The organism is Methylobrevis pamukkalensis, assembly GCF_001720135.1.
Taxonomy (GTDB): domain Bacteria; phylum Pseudomonadota; class Alphaproteobacteria; order Rhizobiales; family Pleomorphomonadaceae; genus Methylobrevis; species Methylobrevis pamukkalensis.
On record NZ_MCRJ01000034.1, the window covers coordinates 17,128 to 33,600 of the forward strand.

At 68.6% G+C, this 16,473-nt stretch carries 17 protein-coding genes and 2 pseudogenes; 8 read left to right on the plus strand and 11 right to left on the minus strand.

The window, feature by feature from the left end; all coding sequences use genetic code 11:
* Positions 1–190: 190 nt before the first annotated feature.
* The 3 genes from A6302_RS07645 to A6302_RS07655 are packed head-to-tail and all read right to left on the minus strand — an operon-like array spanning position 191 to position 1,635.
* Entirely contained in the window at positions 191–577 is a 387-nt protein-coding gene (locus tag A6302_RS07645) for a TIGR02301 family protein (RefSeq protein WP_083255605.1), read from the minus strand.
* 2 nt (positions 578–579) lie between these two features.
* The gene (locus A6302_RS07650) at positions 580–1,050 is read right to left on the minus strand and encodes an NUDIX hydrolase (RefSeq protein WP_069306545.1); all 471 of its coding nucleotides are present in this window, start codon (positions 1,048–1,050) and stop codon (positions 580–582) included.
* A 57-nt stretch (positions 1,051–1,107) separates the two neighbouring features.
* Positions 1,108–1,635, minus strand: a complete 528-nt coding sequence (locus A6302_RS07655; RefSeq protein WP_210183288.1) for a hypothetical protein — start codon at positions 1,633–1,635, stop codon at positions 1,108–1,110.
* Between the two features lie 128 nt (positions 1,636–1,763).
* Here A6302_RS07655 and A6302_RS07660 point away from each other — a divergent pair, with 128 nt between their 5' ends.
* Complete coding sequence (locus A6302_RS07660; protein WP_069306547.1) at positions 1,764–2,501, plus strand: SOS response-associated peptidase; 738 nt, start codon at positions 1,764–1,766, stop codon at positions 2,499–2,501.
* Positions 2,502–2,584: 83 nt separating this feature from the next.
* Here A6302_RS07660 and A6302_RS07665 read toward each other — a convergent pair.
* Positions 2,585–4,005 (minus strand): annotated as a pseudogene (locus tag A6302_RS07665) (FAD-binding oxidoreductase).
* Between the two features lie 430 nt (positions 4,006–4,435).
* Here A6302_RS07665 and fabI point away from each other — a divergent pair.
* From fabI to aroC, 3 genes are all read left to right on the plus strand, one after another.
* On the plus strand, positions 4,436–5,254 hold the full coding sequence (gene fabI / locus A6302_RS07670) for an enoyl-ACP reductase FabI (protein ID WP_069306548.1): 819 nt from the start codon (positions 4,436–4,438) through the stop codon (positions 5,252–5,254).
* Between the two features lie 61 nt (positions 5,255–5,315).
* The gene (locus A6302_RS07675) at positions 5,316–5,954 is read left to right on the plus strand and encodes a histidine phosphatase family protein (protein WP_141703488.1); all 639 of its coding nucleotides are present in this window, start codon (positions 5,316–5,318) and stop codon (positions 5,952–5,954) included.
* Between the two features lie 188 nt (positions 5,955–6,142).
* On the plus strand, positions 6,143–7,267 hold the full coding sequence (gene aroC, locus A6302_RS07680) for a chorismate synthase (protein ID WP_069306550.1): 1,125 nt from the start codon (positions 6,143–6,145) through the stop codon (positions 7,265–7,267).
* A 30-nt stretch (positions 7,268–7,297) separates the two neighbouring features.
* On the opposite strand, the gene copM is transcribed toward aroC, so the two are convergent.
* Entirely contained in the window at positions 7,298–7,711 is a 414-nt protein-coding gene (gene copM / locus A6302_RS07685; RefSeq protein ID WP_069306551.1) for a CopM family metallochaperone, read from the minus strand.
* A gap of 210 nt (positions 7,712–7,921) precedes the next feature.
* Here copM and A6302_RS07690 point away from each other — a divergent pair, with 210 nt between their 5' ends.
* Positions 7,922–8,185, plus strand: a complete 264-nt coding sequence (locus tag A6302_RS07690) for a DUF3297 family protein (RefSeq protein ID WP_069306552.1) — start codon at positions 7,922–7,924, stop codon at positions 8,183–8,185.
* A gap of 193 nt (positions 8,186–8,378) precedes the next feature.
* On the plus strand, positions 8,379–8,801 hold the full coding sequence (locus A6302_RS07695) for a hypothetical protein (RefSeq protein ID WP_141703490.1): 423 nt from the start codon (positions 8,379–8,381) through the stop codon (positions 8,799–8,801).
* Between the two features lie 138 nt (positions 8,802–8,939).
* Here the strand turns inward: A6302_RS07695 and A6302_RS07700 are convergent, their stop codons facing one another.
* Entirely contained in the window at positions 8,940–9,401 is a 462-nt protein-coding gene (locus A6302_RS07700) for an Lrp/AsnC family transcriptional regulator (protein WP_069306554.1), read from the minus strand.
* Positions 9,402–9,601: 200 nt separating this feature from the next.
* On the opposite strand from A6302_RS07700, the pseudogene ald reads away from it, so the two are divergent.
* Positions 9,602–10,719, plus strand: a pseudogene (gene ald / locus A6302_RS07705) (alanine dehydrogenase).
* A 48-nt stretch (positions 10,720–10,767) separates the two neighbouring features.
* Here the strand turns inward: ald and A6302_RS07710 are convergent.
* From A6302_RS07710 to A6302_RS07730, 5 genes are all read right to left on the minus strand, one after another.
* Complete coding sequence (locus A6302_RS07710) at positions 10,768–10,926, minus strand: DUF3309 family protein (protein WP_069306555.1); 159 nt, start codon at positions 10,924–10,926, stop codon at positions 10,768–10,770.
* 147 nt (positions 10,927–11,073) lie between these two features.
* Positions 11,074–12,306: a class I SAM-dependent RNA methyltransferase gene (locus A6302_RS07715; RefSeq protein WP_342586237.1), complete on the minus strand. Its 1,233-nt coding sequence runs from the start codon at positions 12,304–12,306 to the stop codon at positions 11,074–11,076.
* Complete coding sequence (locus A6302_RS07720; RefSeq protein WP_069306556.1) at positions 12,299–13,069, minus strand: TlyA family RNA methyltransferase; 771 nt, start codon at positions 13,067–13,069, stop codon at positions 12,299–12,301. Before A6302_RS07720 ends, A6302_RS07715 begins: the two co-directional genes overlap by 8 nt.
* On the minus strand, positions 13,066–14,367 hold the full coding sequence (locus A6302_RS07725) for an MFS transporter (RefSeq protein ID WP_069306557.1): 1,302 nt from the start codon (positions 14,365–14,367) through the stop codon (positions 13,066–13,068). Before A6302_RS07725 ends, A6302_RS07720 begins: the two co-directional genes overlap by 4 nt.
* A gap of 174 nt (positions 14,368–14,541) precedes the next feature.
* A complete protein-coding gene (locus tag A6302_RS07730) occupies positions 14,542–15,567 on the minus strand; it encodes a zinc-binding alcohol dehydrogenase family protein (RefSeq protein ID WP_069306558.1) in 1,026 nt (341 codons plus the stop codon).
* 103 nt (positions 15,568–15,670) lie between these two features.
* On the opposite strand from A6302_RS07730, the gene A6302_RS07735 reads away from it, so the two are divergent.
* Complete coding sequence (locus A6302_RS07735) at positions 15,671–16,072, plus strand: winged helix-turn-helix transcriptional regulator (protein WP_069306559.1); 402 nt, start codon at positions 15,671–15,673, stop codon at positions 16,070–16,072.
* Positions 16,073–16,473 lie beyond the last annotated feature (401 nt).

A 16,473-nucleotide genomic window follows, 5' to 3' on the forward strand; every position in this document is an offset into this window, starting at 1 on the left:
CGACCCTGGCCGGGCGCCTTGCGCGTCCGGCGTCGTGCTTGAGGCGACACTAGCAGGGTGACGGACGACCGCAACGGTCATCGTTAATTTGAGTTAACGGCGGCGGGTTAAGAGAGGTTAACGCTGCGCCGGCGGCGGCTGGCGCCCGGATTTCCGCGCCGGATTGCTCTGCCGGCGCCGCCCGATCCGGTCACTTGTCTGTGGACAGCCGGCGCGACAGCCGCGCCCCCTCGTCGAGATAGCGCTGCACCAGGTCGGCCGCGCGGGGCGTGCAGTCGCGATAGAGCGCGGCGAACTCGCGGTTGGCGCGGTTGTAGGCGGCAATGTAGCGGCGACGCAACTCCGGCGGCGGCGCCTCGACCTGCAGGAAGTTCGACATCTTCTCGCGCCAGATGCTGCCGGCCCGGCCGCTGCACACGGTGTCGAGATGCGACAGCGCGCCAAGAATCTCGGCGAGGCGCTGAAGGTCGCCGGCGTGCGGCGGGTCTTCCGCCCGGGCCGGAGCGGCGAGCAGCATCGCGCCCAGGAGCGCGGCGCCGATACGGCGGCAGGCGAGCGAGGGGAGGCGGCCGGCCACCGTCAGAGCTCCTGCCCGGCGGACAAGGCGCCAGCGCCCGCCGGCGAAAGGACGAGCTCCCGCGTGGCGGCGATGTAGCGGCGCAGGCCGGGCGTGTAGCGCAGCCGGCCGATCTCGGCGGGGTCGATCCAGGCGATGTCGTCGGCGTCGTCGCCGGCCACGGGTGTCGCCGCGCTGGTCGGCCGGGCCGCGAAGACGGCGATCACATAGTGGCGGGCGAGCGTGCCGTCGGCGTCGTGCTCGATGATCTCGCGCAGGATCGGCGCGCCGGCGACCTCGATCTCGATGCCGCATTCCTCGCGCACCTCGCGGCGCGCGGCTTCCGCCAGCGTCTCGCCGGCGTCCACGTGGCCGCCGGGAAAGCTCCACGACCCGACGAAGGGTGCCTTGGCGCGGCGGATCAGCAGCAGCCGGCCGCCGTCGTTCCAGATGCCGGCGCTCACGCCCAGGGTTGGTCTGCGGATGTCGGTCATGGGTCCCGTGGATCGAAGGCAGGTGCGGTGGCCACCGTCATACTGCGTCGCGAGCGATCAGTCGAACAGGGCGTCGATCACGGTCTGCGCGCCATGGGCATCGTCCGGCTCCGGCGCGGAGACCGGGCCGCCGTTGATCAGGCCGCTGGCATGCTCCAGCAACGGCCGGATCTGGTGCTCGGCGACGAATCCGACCCGTTCGATGGTCTCCGCCATCGGCGCCTCCGAGGATTCGATCATCCGCTGCACCGAGGCGAGGGCGAGTTCGACCATCCGCACGGTGTTTTCCAGCGCGGCGCGGCGATCCGGATTGACGGTGTCATAGGCGGCGATCGCCAGGTCGCGTTCCTTGAACTTCGAGGCGCGGAAATGCTCCACATAGCTGCGCGGCCGCCAGGCGAGCACGTCGCCGAGGCACTCGGGCATCATCGGCAGCATGTCGATCAGCATGACCACCTCGTTGAAGTGGTTCAGGTAATCGGTCGCGAGCCGCGTCTCGGGGTGAATGTTGGCGGCCGCAAGGCGCCCGATCGAGAGATCGAGGTCGCCGGGAGCCTGTGCCTCGATCTCCATCACCCCCGACACGATGCAGCCCCCCCGGACTTCATTTCTCCAACGAAACATCCTATTGCGATCAAAGTTGCTAAAATGCTTACGAACAAGGCACCACTGTCATCGGCAGGGGGGCATCCGCAGTCTTCCGGAGGTCTGGCATGTGCGGCCGCTTCATCCTGATCGCCCCGCCGGACGAGGTCCGCCGCGCCTTCGGCTACGTCGAGCAGCCGAATTTTCCGCCGCGCTACAACATCGCCCCGACCCAGCCGATCGCCGTGGTCCGCTTCGGCCGTGACGGCCGGCATTTCCACCTGATGCGCTGGGGCCTCATTCCGGGCTGGGTGACGGACACGGCGAAATTCCCTTTGCTGATCAACGCCCGTTCCGAGACGGCCGTGGAAAAGCCGGCCTTCCGCAACGCCATGCGCCACCGCCGCTGCCTCATTCCGGCCAGCGGCTTCTATGAATGGCGGCGGGTGGGCAACGAGAAGCAGCCTTTTCTCATCCGGCCGCGCGACGGCAGCCTGCTTGCCTTCGCGGGCCTGTTCGAGCTCTACGCGGACGCGGCCGGCAACGAGATCGACACCGCCGCGATCCTGACCACTTCCGCCAACCGCCTGATGGCGCCGATCCACGACCGCATGCCGGTGGTGCTCGCGGAGAAGGATTTTTCCGCTTGGCTGGACACCGACCGCAACGAGCCCCGCCACGTCGCCGACCTGATGCGGCCGGCGGCGGACGATCTTCTGGAGGCGGTGCCGGTCTCCGCGCGTGTCAACGCCGTGCGCAACGATGACGTGGGGCTGCTGGAGCCGCTGTCGGAGCCGATGGCGATCGATCCGCCGGTGGTGATGGAAAAGCCCGCGAAGGCGAAGCGGCAGGGGGAGTTGTTCTGAGGGAGCGTTCTTGGGTCGCAAGGATTCGATCGGCACGGGGAAGGGCCCTGTGATCAATCCCCTTGCAGAAAACCAGCCCGCCCTCACACCACCCGGCCGGGATTGAGAATGCCCTTCGGGTCGAGCGCCGCCTTCAGGGCACGCATCATGTCGAGTTCGACCGGATCCTTGGTCCGGGCGATCAGGTCGCGTTTCAGCCGGCCGACGCCGTGTTCGGCGGCGACCGAGCCGGCGTGGCGCAGGACGATGGCGTGCACCACCTCGTTCATTGCGTCCCAGCCGGCCAGATAGACGTCCTTGTCCATGGCCGGCGGCTGGCTGACGTTGAAATGCAGGTTGCCGTCGCCGACGTGGCCGAAGGGCACCGGCCGGCAGCCGGGAACAAGCGCCTCCACGGCCGGAATCGCCTCGGCAAGGAAGGCAGGGATGTGGTCGACCGGCACGGAGACGTCGTGCTTGATCGAGCCGCCCTCGTGCTTCTGCACCTCCGACATGCCGTGGCGCAGCCGCCAGAAGGCGGCGGCCTGCGTGCCGTCGGCGGCGATCGTCGCGTCCGCGATCACGCCGGCCTCCAGCGCCGCGGCGAGACAGGCCTCCAGCGCCGTCCGCGCACTGTCGCCGTCGGTATTCGACGACACCTCGGCCAGCACATACCAGGGGTGAGCGCCTTCCAGCGGATCGCGGGCGCCGGGCAGATGGGCAAGGCAGAAGTCGAGGCCGATGCGCGGCATCAGTTCGAAGCCCGTGAGCCCGGCGCCGGCGCGCGCCCGGGCAAGGCCGAGCAGCCGCAGCGCGTCCTCGGGCGTCGCCATGCCCGCAAAGGCGACCTCCACCGCCGCCGGCTGCGGCTGGAGCTTCAGCACCGCCGCGGTGACGATGCCGAGCGTGCCTTCGGCGCCGATGAAGAGCTGCTTCAGGTCGTAGCCGCTGTTGTCCTTGTGCAGGCGCCGGAGGCCGTTCCAGATCCGGCCGTCAGCCAGCACCACCTCGAGGCCGAGCACCTGCGCACGGGTGTTGCCGTAGGCGAGCACCGCCGTGCCGCCGGCGTGGTGGAGATGTTGCCGCCGATCTCGCAGGAGCCGCGCGCGCCGAGCGTCACCGGATAGAATCGCCCCGCCGCGCTCACCGCCTCGTGGAACCGCTCCAGCACCACGCCGGCCTCCACGGTGGCGGTGTTGCCGGCAAGGTCGATCTCCCGGATCCGGTTCATCCGCGTGAGCGAGAGCACGATCTCGTGGCCGCTGGCATCCGGGGTCTGGCCGCCGACAAGGCCGGTGTTGCCGCCCTGCGGCACGATCACGGTGCCGGTCTCGTGCGCAAGCGTCAGGATGGCCGCCACCTCGGCGGTGGAGCCGGGTTTGAGCACCATCGGCGTGCGCCCCTGGTAGAGGTCGCGCCATTCGACGAGATGCGGCGCGACGTCGGACGCCGCGGTGAGGGCGTTCCGGTCGCCGACGAGGGCGGCGAAGCGGGCAAGAAGGTCGGCGGACGGGGCATCGGTCATGGGCGGCGGCGAGGATCCGGATGGAGGGGAGGGCGCTGGCGCCGGATGGCGGCGCGATCGATCATCGCCGATAAATCCACCGACCGGAAGCCGCGGCCTGCCGCGGCTCCGCCAATGTCACGAACGACGTCGGGGCCGCATCGCGCCGTTCGTGCCCGTCATCGGACTGTCACAACTGTCATGACACTGAAAGGTGCTGACTTAAAAAGTGAACCCGGGCGGCCGTTCCGCGCCGAGACATATGTTTCCCTTAGCGGGGGCCTCGGCTAAAAGGTGACGACTTTCGAGCGAACGGGCCTGTCGATCATCGGCGGCCCATACGAGCATTTTGTCGGCGGCTGCCCGGCTTGCAGGGCATATTGTGCCGTGCAATACGACGCGCCTCCCGGCAGACCGTTCGCCGGGCGTTTTGATCGAGATGGAGACGGGAATGGCTGAAGCGCAGGGATTGATGGCGGGAAAGCGTGGCCTGGTCATGGGGGTCGCGAACAACCGGTCGATTGCCTGGGGCATCGCCAAGGCGATCCATGCGCACGGCGGCACGGTCGGGTTCACCTATCAGGGCGACGCGCTGCGCAAGCGCGTGGAGCCGCTGGCAGCCGAACTCGGCGGCCTCGTCGCCGGCCACTGCGACGTGACCGACACCGCCTCGCTCGACGCCTGCTTTGCCAAGGTGGAAGAGGAGTGGGGGGGCATCGACTTCCTCGTCCATGCCATCGCCTTCTCCGACAAGGACGAGCTCACCGGCCGCTACGTCGACACCTCCGAGCAGAACTTCAGCAAGACCATGCTGATCTCCTGCTACTCGCTGACGGCTGTTGCCCAGCGCGCCGAGAAGCTGATGAACAAGGGCGGCTCGATCCTGACGCTCACCTACTACGGCGCCGAGAAGGTGATGCCGCACTACAACGTCATGGGCGTCGCCAAGGCCGCGCTCGAGGCGAGCGTGCGCTACCTCGCCGTCGACCTCGGCCCGAAGGGCATCCGGGTCAACGCCATCTCGGCCGGCCCGATCAAGACGCTGGCCGCCTCCGGCATCGGCGACTTCCGCTACATTCTGAAGTGGAACGAATACAACGCCCCGCTGCGCCGCACCGTCACCACGGACGAGGTCGGCGACGTCGGCCTCTACCTCTGCTCGGACCTGTCGCGCTCTGTGACCGGCGAGATCCATCACGCCGACAGCGGCTACCACGTCGTCGGCATGAAGGCAGTGGACGCGCCGGACATCTCGGTGGTCAAGGACTGAGCGCACGCCGCGTCCGGCGCGATCCGGACGCCGGCCGTCGCCGCAAAGCGGGAATTCTGCCGTGAACGTCGAAAGCCCGTTGCCCGCCGTTGCTGCGGTCGTCCGACATGCCCATCCGGTGGTGTTCATCCGCCATGGCGAGACCGACTGGAACGTGGTGAAGCGCCTGCAGGGGCGCACCGACATTCCGCTCAACGAACGCGGCCGCGGCCAGGCCCGGCGCAACGGCGCCGCCGTGCGCGACCACTTTGCCGCAAGCAACATTGCCGTCGAGGACTTCGCCTTCTTCGCCTCGCCGCTCGGCCGGGCCCGCGAGACGATGGAGATCGTTGCCGCCGAACTCGGCGTCGATGGCGCCCGGATCGGCTTCGATGCGCGGCTTGTGGAGATCAGCTTCGGCGACTGGGAGGGCAACTCGATGAAGGACATCGAGGCGAGCCGGCCCCATGAGGTGGCGCCGCGCAAGGCCGCGCCCTTCACCCACGCCCCGCCGAACGGCGAGAGCTACGCCATGCTGACCGAACGGGTCGCGGCCTTTCTCGCCGGCGTCGACGGTCCGGCGGTGATCGTCTCCCACGGCGGCGTCAGCCGCGCGGTGCGCGGCCTGCTGGCGGGGCTGCCGGGCGAGGAGATCGTCCACCTGCCGGTGCCGCAGGACAGCTTCTTCTTCTGGGAAAACGGCGAGGGCCGCTGGCTCTGAGGCCGGCCGGATTCCGGGCAGGCGATGACCGGTCGATCCTTGCGGGTGACGGTGCCCGGCGAGTGGATGCTGCGGGGCGAGGGCGTCGCGACGTCCCGGTTTGACCGCGTCCCTGCAGCCGCATAGAAAGCGTCAGCCTTGGCGGTCGACCGTTCCCGCCGAAACCCCGTCGCCTTCGGACCCGCCCCATGTCGCACAACAGTTTCGGCCATCTCTTCCGCGTCACCACCTGGGGGGAAAGCCACGGGCCGGCGCTCGGCTGCGTGGTGGACGGCTGCCCGCCCGGCCTGCTGATCTCGGCAGAGACTATCCAGCAGTGGCTCGACCGGCGCCGGCCCGGCGGCTCGCGCTTCGTCACCCAGCGGCAGGAGCCGGACGCGGTGGAGATTCTCTCCGGCGTGTTCGAGGACGACCGCACCAACGGCCTCGTCACCACCGGCACGCCGATCTCGCTGATGATCCGCAACGTCGACCAGCGCTCCAAGGACTATGGCGATATCCGCGACCGCTACCGGCCGGGCCACGCCGACTATGTCTACGACATGAAATACGGCGTGCGCGACTATCGCGGCGGCGGACGGTCCTCGGCGCGCGAGACGGCGGCGCGGGTGGCGGCCGGCGCGGTTGCCCGGCTCGTCCTGCCCGGCGTGACGATCCGCGGCGCGATGATCCAGATGGGGCCGCACCGGATCGACCGGGCGCGCTGGGACTGGTCGGCCGTGGACGAGAACCCGTTCTTCTGTCCGGACCCGGTGGCGGCGAAGGAGTGGGAGGTCTTCCTCGACGGCGTGCGCAAGGAGGGCTCTTCCATCGGCGCGGTGCTGGAGGTGGTGGCCGAAGGCGTGCCCGCCGGCCTCGGCGCACCGGTCTATGCCAAGCTCGACCAGGACATCTGCAGCGCGCTGATGTCGATCAACGCCGTCAAGGGTGTCGAGATCGGCGACGGCTTTGCGTCGGCGACCCTCTCGGGCGAGGACAATGCCGACGAGATGCGGCTCGGCGCCAACGGCCAGCCGGTGTTCCTGTCCAACCACGCCGGCGGCATCCTCGGCGGCATTTCCACCGGCGAGCCGATCGTCGCGCGGTTTGCGATCAAGCCGACATCGTCGATCCTCACCCATCGCCGCTCGATCTCGGCGACGGGCGAGGAGGTCGACCTGCGCACCAAGGGCCGCCATGACCCCTGCGTCGGCATCCGCGCCGTACCGGTGGGCGAGGCGATGCTGGCCTGCGTGCTTGCCGACCACCTGCTGCGCCACCGCGCCCAGACCGGCCGGCCCGGCCCGGCGGACTATCCGCTGCACCGGGCCTGATACCGACCTGAGCCGGACGACGGCGAGCGGCTACTGCCCGTTCTTGTCGAGCCAGGCGTTCATCTCGGCGATTTCCTTTTCCTGCGCCGCGACGATCTCCTCGGCGAGCTTGCGGATCGCCGGATCCTTGCCGTGTTTCAGGACGATCTCGGCCATGTCGATGGCGCCCTGATGGTGCGGGATCATGCTGCGCACGAAATCGACGTCGGCGTCCCCGGTGAGCGGCACGTTCATTGCCTCGTGCATCCGGGTGTTGGCTGCCAGGAACTCGGCGCTGGAGGGCGAATCGGCCGCGGTCTCCATCTTTTCCATCGGACCATGGTTGCCATGGTCCATCTGCATCATGCCGTCGTCTTCGGGATCTTCCTGCGCGATGACGGCGCCGGCCGTCACCAGCGTTGCCGCAAGAAGGATGGGTCCGAGAATCGTAATGCGCCGCTTCATCCCGTTGTTCTCCTGCCGGTCTGGAGACGCGCCGGCTGGCGGAGGGGCTGCGGCATCATGCCGGCAGCCTGTCCTCTGCATCGGCGGATAGATGATCGGAATGGCGCAAAATTGACAAGAGCGCGCGATCCGGCGCGGACGCCATTCCCGCGCGGACAAATTTGCGTTATCCCGGCGCCCGAACCTGAAACTGCGAAAAGCGAGCCAGCCATGAGCACCGACCTTCCCGATCGCCTCTCCTCCGATCCCGACAGCCCGTTCCACGACGCCGCCCTCCTGGAACGCGGCATCGGCATCCTGTTCAACGGCGCCGAGAAGACCAACGTCGAGGAATACTGCGTCTCCGAAGGCTGGATCCGCGTCGCCGCCGGCAAGACCCTCGACCGCAAGGGCAAGCCGATGACGCTCAAGCTCAAGGGCACGGTCGAGCCCTTCCTGAAGGAAGCTGAGGCGGGCGAGCCGGACGCCGACTGAGGACGGGGACCGCGCCGGCAGGGCGGTCTGGCGGTGCGGGACTTCTGGGCCGCGTGTCCGGAACGGGCACAACCGTTACCCGTTCGCCACACCCTGATTGCAACGTGTTGCATGCGGGCTGCAACAGCTGGAATCCACTGACATTTTCGAAGCCCTCACATACTCTCCTCATGGTTGTTGCCAGGAGGGGTTCATGGGGTTGGTAAAAAGTGCGATGGTCGCCGGCCTGCTGCTGACCGTGGCGGCCTGCGGGAACAAGAATTGGGACGACGAGCCTGGCCCGGTGCTGATCAACGCGGGCGAACCTTTTAGTCATACGTATCTGAGCTATAGCAAGGACGGATGCGCAGCCGGAATGCCGGCCGAAATCAAGATCATCGAGCAGCCCCAGCATGGCAGGCTCGAGATTGGCCGGTACAAGCATGTAATGGACGTCGGAGGAAACAAGGATCATCGTTGCTACGGCCGTGAATACATGGCCGGTGGCTTCGTCTACAGGCCGGATCCGAAATACAAGGGACCTGACCGGTTCGTTGTCGAGGTGGGATCACAGAAGTGGGTTGGTGAACCTCGTCGCCAGTGGCGCCGCCGTCCTTACGACGTCATCGTGAAGTGAATTTCTGACCCGCCGTCGGATTGATCGCGGAAAGGGGTGCGCAAGTGGCGCGCCCCTTTTCGTTTGCGGCCTTATCCCCTGATCCACGACGCGCTCTCCCTGCCGAAGCCGCACAAAAACAAAAAATGCATCCTGCATTCATATCGGAAGCTTCGTCGTCCGCTTCACCGTGCGCAGCGTCAGGGTGGACTGGACGCGGACGACGCCGGGCAGGGGGGTCAGGATCTCGGTGTGGATCCGCTCCAGATCACGGCTGTCGTGGTAGACGACGCGCAGCAGGTAGTCGTGCTGGCCGGCGAGCAGGTAGCATTCGGTGATCTCCGGCACATGGCGCACCGCCTGCTCGAAGGTGTCGAGCGCCTTGCGGCCCTGGCTATCGAGGGTGACGGAGACATAGGCCGTGCCCGGCACCCCGGCGAGCCGGGGGTCGAGCAGTGCCACGGTGCGCGCGATCAGTCCGCTTTCTTCCAGCAGCCGCACCCGCCGGAGGCAGGCCGACGGCGAGAGATTGACGCCTGCGGCAAGCTCGGCGTTGGTGAGACGCCCGTTCTCCTGAAGCGCGTTGAGAATGGCGCGGTCGGTGCCATCAAGCTGGGTCATTGAAAGATCCTGCGGTAAATTGCCGTGATTGTCGCAGATCATGCGACATCTGTGATCGGCCGTCCCGTTCTTTCGCAGGAAATTGCGCCGGCACACTGCGATCCTGATTGTCTCGACAACAACAGCAGGGGCCGGCCCGGCAACCGAAAAACGCCGACAAGGCGGGTGCGGGGCGCGGCATGCAGCAGGAGATCACCATCATGCGCATCGGCGTTCCGAAGGAAATCAAGGATCACGAGGATCGGGTCGGGCTGGTGCCGGCCGCCGTCGCCGAACTGGTCGCCCATGGCCACGAGGTGGTGGTGGAAACCGGCGCCGGACGCGGCATCGGCGCGGCGGACGCGGCTTATGCCATCGCCGGCGCCCGCATCGCGGCAAGTGCCGACGAGGTGTTCGCGGCCGCGGACATGATCGTCAAGGTCAAGGAGCCGCAGGCGGTGGAGCGCAAGCGGCTGCGCGAGGGCCAGATCCTGTTCACCTACCTGCATCTCGCGCCCGATCCCGCCCAGGCCCGCGACCTGATGGCGTCGGGCGCACCTGCATCGCCTACGAGACCGTGACGAGTGCCACCGGCATGCTGCCGCTGCTGGCGCCGATGTCGGAGGTGGCGGGCCGGATGGCGCCGCAGGCCGGGGCGCATTGCCTGGAGAATGCCGCCGGCGGCATGGGCATCCTGCTCGGCGGCGTGCCCGGCGTGCTGCCGGCACGGGTGGTGATTCTCGGTGGCGGCGTCGCCGGCACCAATGCCGCGCAGATCGCCATCGGCCTCGGCGCAGACGTGACGGTGGTCGACCGCTCGCTCGACGTGCTGCGCCGGCATGTCGCGACCTTCGGCAGCCGGGTGAAGACCGCCCACGGCACCCGCGAATTGATCGGTGACCTTGTCACCGGCGCCGATCTGGTGATCTCGACGGTGCTGGTGCCGGGCGCGGCGGCGCCCAAACTGATCACCCGCCAGATGGTGGCGGCGATGAAGACGGGGTCGGTGATCGTCGATGTGGCGATCGACCAGGGCGGCGCGGCGGAAACCTCGCGTGCAACCACCCATTCGGATCCGACCTATGTGGTGGACGGCGTCGTCCACTACTGCGTCGCCAACATGCCGGGCGGCGTGGCGCGCACCTCGACCTATGCGCTCAACAACGCGACGCTGCCCTTCGTGCTGGCGCTGGCGGACAAGGGCTGGAAGCAGGCGCTCGCCGACGATCCGCATCTGGCCAATGGTCTCAACGTCCACGCCGGGCGGCTGACCAATGCCGCCGTGGCCGAGGCGCTGCGCGAGAGCTTCACCAGCCCCGCGCAGGCGCTCGCGGCCTGATGTGGCAGAGGCGGCGCAGCGGCAGACTCGCCGCTGCGCCGCCTGTTCTCAGATGCGTCCGAGCAGCAGCAGGATCAGCACGACGATCAGCACGGCGCCCAGAATGCCGGACGGCCCGTAGCCCCAGGACCGCGAGTGCGGCCACGACGGAATGACGCCGATCAGCAGCAGGACGAGGACGATGAGAAGGATGGTACCGACAGACATGGCGTGAACTCCCGTTCGTCGCGGCAGACCGGCAACAGCGCCGGTCTGTGCGAGGTTCGGAAGCTGAACGCGCCCATGGCTGCCGACGTTCCGGCAAAATCCTGCCGACTGAAGATCAGTTGACGGACACAACCGCGCGCGTGACCGTCAGCGGCGGAACACCGCCACCGCCTCCACATGCGCGGACCAGAGAAACTGGTCCACCGGCGTGACCCGCTCCAGCCGGTAGCCGCCATCGACCAGCAGGCGGGCATCGCGGGCAAGCGTGGCCGGATTGCACGAGACGGCGACGATCACCGGCACCTTCGAGGCGGCAAGCTCGGCTGCCTGCGCCGAGGCGCCGGCCCGCGGCGGATCGAACACCACCGCGTCGAAGCGGGCGAGTTCCTTGGCGGTGACCGGCCGGCGGAACAGGTCGCGCCGCTGGGTCGTCAGCCGGCGCAGGCCCTTGGCAAAGCGCAAGCCCTTGTCGAGGGCGGCGAGCGCCGGGGCATCGCCTTCCACCGCATGGACCTTGGCGGTCTCGGCGAGCCGGAAGGCGAAGGTGCCGGCGCCGGCGAAGAGGTCCGCGACCTCGTTCGCCTTGCCCACGGCGGCAACGACAAGCGCGGCAAGCGCCGCCTCGCCCGCTTCGGCGGCCTGCAGGAAGCCGCCGGGCGGCGGGGTCACGTCCACCGTCCCGAAGCGGACCGTCGGGGCGATCCGCTCCATCATCACCTCGTCGCCGGCCGAAAGCCGGGCGAGCCGGATGTCGCCGGCGATCCGCACCAGATCGAGCCGCAACCGGTCGAGGTCCTTGCCCGGCACGCCGCCGAGCGCCACGTCGAGGCCGGTCGCGGTGGCCGCCACCGTCATCGCGAGGTCGCCCTTGCGCGGGGCGGCGACGGCGGCGAGCCGGGCAAGCCCGGGCAGGGCGCCGACGATCTCCGGCCGCGAGACCGGGCAGGCGGACAGCGGCACGATCCGGTGGCTCTTGCGGCCATGGAAGCCGAACAGCAGCTTTCCGCCCTCCCGCCGGGCGGCCAGCACCACGCGGCGCCGGCTGCCGGCCGGCACCACGATCGTGGCGTCCACCTCCGGCGCAAGGCCGCGCGCGGCAAAGGCCGAGACGACCAGCTCGCGCTTGAAGGCGGCATAGGGCGCGGGGGCGAGATGCTGCAGGCTGCAGCCGCCGCAGTCGGTGAAATGCGGGCAGGCGGGGTCGATCCGCTCGGGGCTCGCCGAAAAGATCTCCAGCACGTCGCCGCGCTCGCCCGCGAACTCGGCCAGCACCTCCTCGCCCGGCAGGGTGAAGGGCAGGTAGACCGGCGCGCCGGCGTGGGCGGCGACGCCGTCGCCCTGGGCGCCGAGGCGGTCGATGGTGAGACGGGCCTCAATCACGGATCGCTCCCAGAAGATGTTCGGTGTTGCCGTCGCTGCCCGTGATGGGCGAGGGGAGGCGGCCGATCACCCGCCAGCCGGCCTGCGCGCCGACGAAGGCGGCCACCCGGTCGACGGCGCTTTCGGCAATGGCCGCATCACGCACGATGCCGCCCTTGCCCACATTCTCGCGGCCGACCTCGAACTGCGGCTTGACCAGCGCGACGAGGGCGGCGCCGGGGGCGGCAAGCTCCAGCGCCGGGCCAAGCGCGAGCGTCAGCGAGATGAAGCTGACGTCGGAGACGATGAAGCCGGGGGCCGAGGCGAGATGCTCGGGCGCAAGGTCGCGCGCGTTCAGCCCCTCGATCGAGGTGACGCGCGGATCGGCGGCAAGGCGCGGGTGGAACTGGCCGTGGCCGACGTCGATGGCGGTGACATGGGCCGCGCCGCGCCGCAGCAGCACCTCGGTGAAGCCGCCGGTGGAGGCGCCGACATCAAGGCAATGCCGGCCGGCCGGATCGAGCCCGAAGGCGCCCAGCCCGGCGACGAGCTTCAGCGCCGCCCGCGAGACATAGTCGCCGGCCGGATCGTCGATGCCGAGCACGGCATTTTCGGTGACGTTCAGCGACGGCTTGTCGATGCGCTTGCCGTCCACCGTCACCGTGCCGCGCAGGATCGCGTCGCGCGCCCGCGACCGGCTCGGCGCAAGGCCGGCATCGACGAGCGCCTGATCGAGGCGCCGGCTTCCACCGGCTTCCTTGTTGCCAGTCGGGGCGTCCCTCACGCGGCGGCGTCCGTCTTGGCGGCGTCGTTGGCGATGCCGCGGGCCGGATCGCGCGGCGACTGCACCATCGGGTCGCTCTCCTGCAGCGGATCGGGCGTCAGCACGCCGCCGACCGTGGCGGTGGAGTAGAGGTCGAAGCCGGTCTTGGTGTCGCTCGCCTGCGGGCCGCGCTGGGTCATGCGCAGGATCACGAACAGGAACAGCGCGATCTGGGTGGCGGCGATGAAGAAGAACAGCGCCGAGGGGCCGAAGCTCTTCATCAGCACCGCGGCGGCGATCGGCCCGATGATCGAGCCGATGCCGTTGGCCAGCAGGATTCCGGCGGCGGTTTCCACATAGGCGCTGGGATCGGCGCGGTCATAGGCGTGGGCGGCGGCGATGGAATAGCCCGGCAGGGTGGTGATGCCGAACAAAAGCCCGAGGGCGAGCAGCATGCCGCCCGACAGCGTCAGGCTGGCGAGCGTCACGCAGACCGTGGCGGCGAGCGCCAGCACGACGAGCAGCACGATCCGGCGGTCGACCTTGTCGGACAGGCGCCCGACCGGCCACTGCGCCAGCGCGCCGCCGATCACCGCGACCGACATGAACACGGCGGATTCATCGGCCGACAGGCCGCGCCCGAGGCCGAAGATCGTCGCCAGCGACCAGAAGGAGCCGTTGCCGACGCCGATCATCAGGCTGCCGACGAGGCCGACCGGCGCCATGCGGTAGAGCTTCACCGGGTTGAACTGCACCAGCGTGATCGGCGCGGGCTGGGCCGAGCGGGTCAGCGCCACCGGGATCGCCGCCACCGACACGAGGATCGAGGCCAGCGCGAACAGGGTGAAGCTGGACAGATCGGCCGTCGTCACCAGCATCTGGCCGGCCGTCATCGCCGCGAAGTTGACGACGATGTAGCTGCTCATCAGGAAGCCGCGGTTCTCGTTGGTCGCCCGGTCGTTGAGCCAGCTTTCCACGATCAGGTAGAGCCCGGCGAGGCTGAAGCCGGTGACGGCGCGGCAGAGGGTCCAGACGACGGGATCGATCATCATCGGATGGACGATGGCGATCGCCGAGGCGGCCGAGACGAGGGCGGCAAAGGCGCGGATGTGGCCGGCGCGCAGGATCAGGTAAGGCCCGGCGAGACACCCGGCCACGAAGCCGGCGTAATAGCCCGAGCCGATCAGGCCGATCTCGAGCGCGCCGAACTCCTCGAAGCTGGCGCGCAGCGGCGTGAGCGTGCTGAGCAGGCCGTTGCCGGCAAGAAGAAAGGCAATGCCGATGAGCAACGACGCGATCGGCGCCAGGGACTTGGCCACGAGACATATCCGGAAAATCAGGAGAAGGGCGGCGGGACGCGGCCTCGCTGCCGTATATCACGCCGGATCATGCCTGATTTGTGACCGAAACAGAACCGCCCGCGCCGGGGAAGCATGGCAGGGATGCGGAAAAGGGGGCGGCGGGGCATAGATGCCGCCGCCGCCGAGCCGAGATCAGGCGGGAGGCGCAAAACCTTCCAGAACCAGCTTGCCGCGCGTGCGCCCTGTCTCGATGAGCGCGTGCGCCGTCTTCAGGGTCGCCGCGTTGATCGGCCCCAGCACCTCGGTGAGGGTCGTGCGGATCCGGCCGGCATCCACGAGATCGGCGACCGCGCCGAGAAGGTGATGCTGGGCGATGATGTCGGGTGTCGCGAACAGCGACCGGGTGAACATCAGTTCCCAGTGGATCGACACCGACTTGCGCTTGAAGGGCATCACATCAAGGCTGGACGGATCGTCGATGAGGGCGAAGCGACCCTGGGGTGCGATCAGCTCGACGATGTCGGCGAGATGGTCCTGGGTGTTCGTGGTGGAGAAGACGAGGCCGGGCGCGCCGATGCCGAGGGCGGCGACCTGCGGAGCGAGCGGCTGCGAATGATCGAGCACGTGGTCGGCACCAAGGTCCCGCACCCAGGCTGTGCTTTCGGGGCGGGACGCGGTCGCGATCACCACAAGGTCGGTCCGCGCCTTGAGAAGCTGGATCGCGATCGAGCCGACGCCGCCGGCGCCGCCGATGATCAGCACGGCGGGAGCGGCGCCCGGAACCGGCGTTTCCACCCGCAGCCGGTCGAACAGGGCCTCCCAGGCGGTGATCGCCGTCAACGGCAGTGCCGCTGCCGCCGCGAAGTCGAGGCTTGCCGGCATGCGGCCGACGATCCGCTCGTCCACCAGATGGAGTTCGGCATTGCTGCCGGGACGGTCGATGGCGCCCGCGTACCAGACCCGGTCGCCGGGCTGGAAAAGCGTGACCTCCGGGCCGACGGCGCGAACGATGCCGGCGACGTCCCAGCCGAGCACCTTCCATGTTCCCTCGAGCGGCGTGACGCCCTTGCGGATCTTCGTGTCGACGGGATTGACCGAGACGGCCCGGACCTCGACGAGGAGGTCGTGGGCGCCGGCCACGGGGTCCGGCAGGTCGACGTCGACCAGCGAGGTCTCGGCGGTGATGGGCTGCGGTTTCTGATAGGCGACGGCACGCATGGCAAGGCTCCTTTCAAGGTCTGGACGCAAGCCAGATGCGAGGTATCATCGCGCAACGCAAGAATGCACAAATTCGGCCCATAGGATCAGTAAGGATACCTTGATGTCGCGTCCGCGCGCCAAGCTCACGCAGCATTTCCCTGGCTGCCCGGTGGAATCCGCGCTGTCCTACATCGACGGAAAGTGGAAGGGCGTGATCCTGTTCCACCTGATGGCAGGAACCTTGCGATTCAACGAGTTGCGCCGGCGCTTGCCAAGCGTCACCCAGCGCGTGCTGACCCGCCAACTGCGTGAACTGGAAGACGCGGGCATCGTGTCCCGCACCGTGCACGCGGTCGTGCCGCCCAGGGTCGACTACGCCCTCACCGCCCGTGGGCGCACGCTTCGACCCGTGATCGAGGCACTGGCCGCCTGGGGTCAAGAGAACGTGATCTGCGAGGAGGGGCAGCGTCGTCTGCGCGAGACGGATGCTGAAGTCGCTCAGGCGCTGGACGCGGTTGCGTGAAGCGACTGTCGGTGGCGCGATCGCCCGGCAGGGGAGATGACCGCCTCTCCGTATCCGTCATCCCCGCACATGCGGGGATCCAACCATCCGCAAGGGCATACAGCCGGTAGGGAGCACGGCGGCGCCCTCCAGCACCGTTGCTCATGCCGATCGATGGGTCCCCGCATGCGCGGGGATGACGGATACGGAGAGACAGTGCGCAACGCGAAACAGCGTCGTCTCCCTCAAGGCATCAATCGACCCTGCCGACCAAAAATACTTCTCCCTCACTCCCCCGCCGTCACCGCCACCGGCGCCTGTGTCCCCAGCGCCGCTAGCACCGCAGCCGCGCTGCCAAGGCCGTCAACATCGCATCGCAGGACATCTGACGCTTGCCGTAAAGAATTCGGAGTCAGCTTCGC

Bases quoted from the DNA above. Each gene is read 5' to 3' on its own strand.
- A6302_RS07735 (WP_069306559.1), top strand. From the start codon at position 15,671: ATGTCGCGTCCGCGCGCCAAGCTCACGCAGCATTTCCCTGGCTGCCCG.
- A6302_RS07650 (WP_069306545.1), bottom strand. From the start codon at position 1,050: ATGACCGACATCCGCAGACCAACCCTGGGCGTGAGCGCCGGCATCTGG.
- A6302_RS07695 (WP_141703490.1), top strand. From the start codon at position 8,379: ATGGGGTTGGTAAAAAGTGCGATGGTCGCCGGCCTGCTGCTGACCGTG.
- A6302_RS07730 (WP_069306558.1), bottom strand. From the start codon at position 15,567: ATGCGTGCCGTCGCCTATCAGAAACCGCAGCCCATCACCGCCGAGACC.
- aroC (WP_069306550.1), top strand. From the start codon at position 6,143: ATGTCGCACAACAGTTTCGGCCATCTCTTCCGCGTCACCACCTGGGGG.
- A6302_RS07700 (WP_069306554.1), bottom strand. From the start codon at position 9,401: ATGACCCAGCTTGATGGCACCGACCGCGCCATTCTCAACGCGCTTCAG.
- copM (WP_069306551.1), bottom strand. From the start codon at position 7,711: ATGAAGCGGCGCATTACGATTCTCGGACCCATCCTTCTTGCGGCAACG.
- A6302_RS07710 (WP_069306555.1), bottom strand. From the start codon at position 10,926: ATGTCTGTCGGTACCATCCTTCTCATCGTCCTCGTCCTGCTGCTGATC.
- A6302_RS07660 (WP_069306547.1), top strand. From the start codon at position 1,764: ATGTGCGGCCGCTTCATCCTGATCGCCCCGCCGGACGAGGTCCGCCGC.
- fabI (WP_069306548.1), top strand. From the start codon at position 4,436: ATGGCTGAAGCGCAGGGATTGATGGCGGGAAAGCGTGGCCTGGTCATG.
- A6302_RS07690 (WP_069306552.1), top strand. From the start codon at position 7,922: ATGAGCACCGACCTTCCCGATCGCCTCTCCTCCGATCCCGACAGCCCG.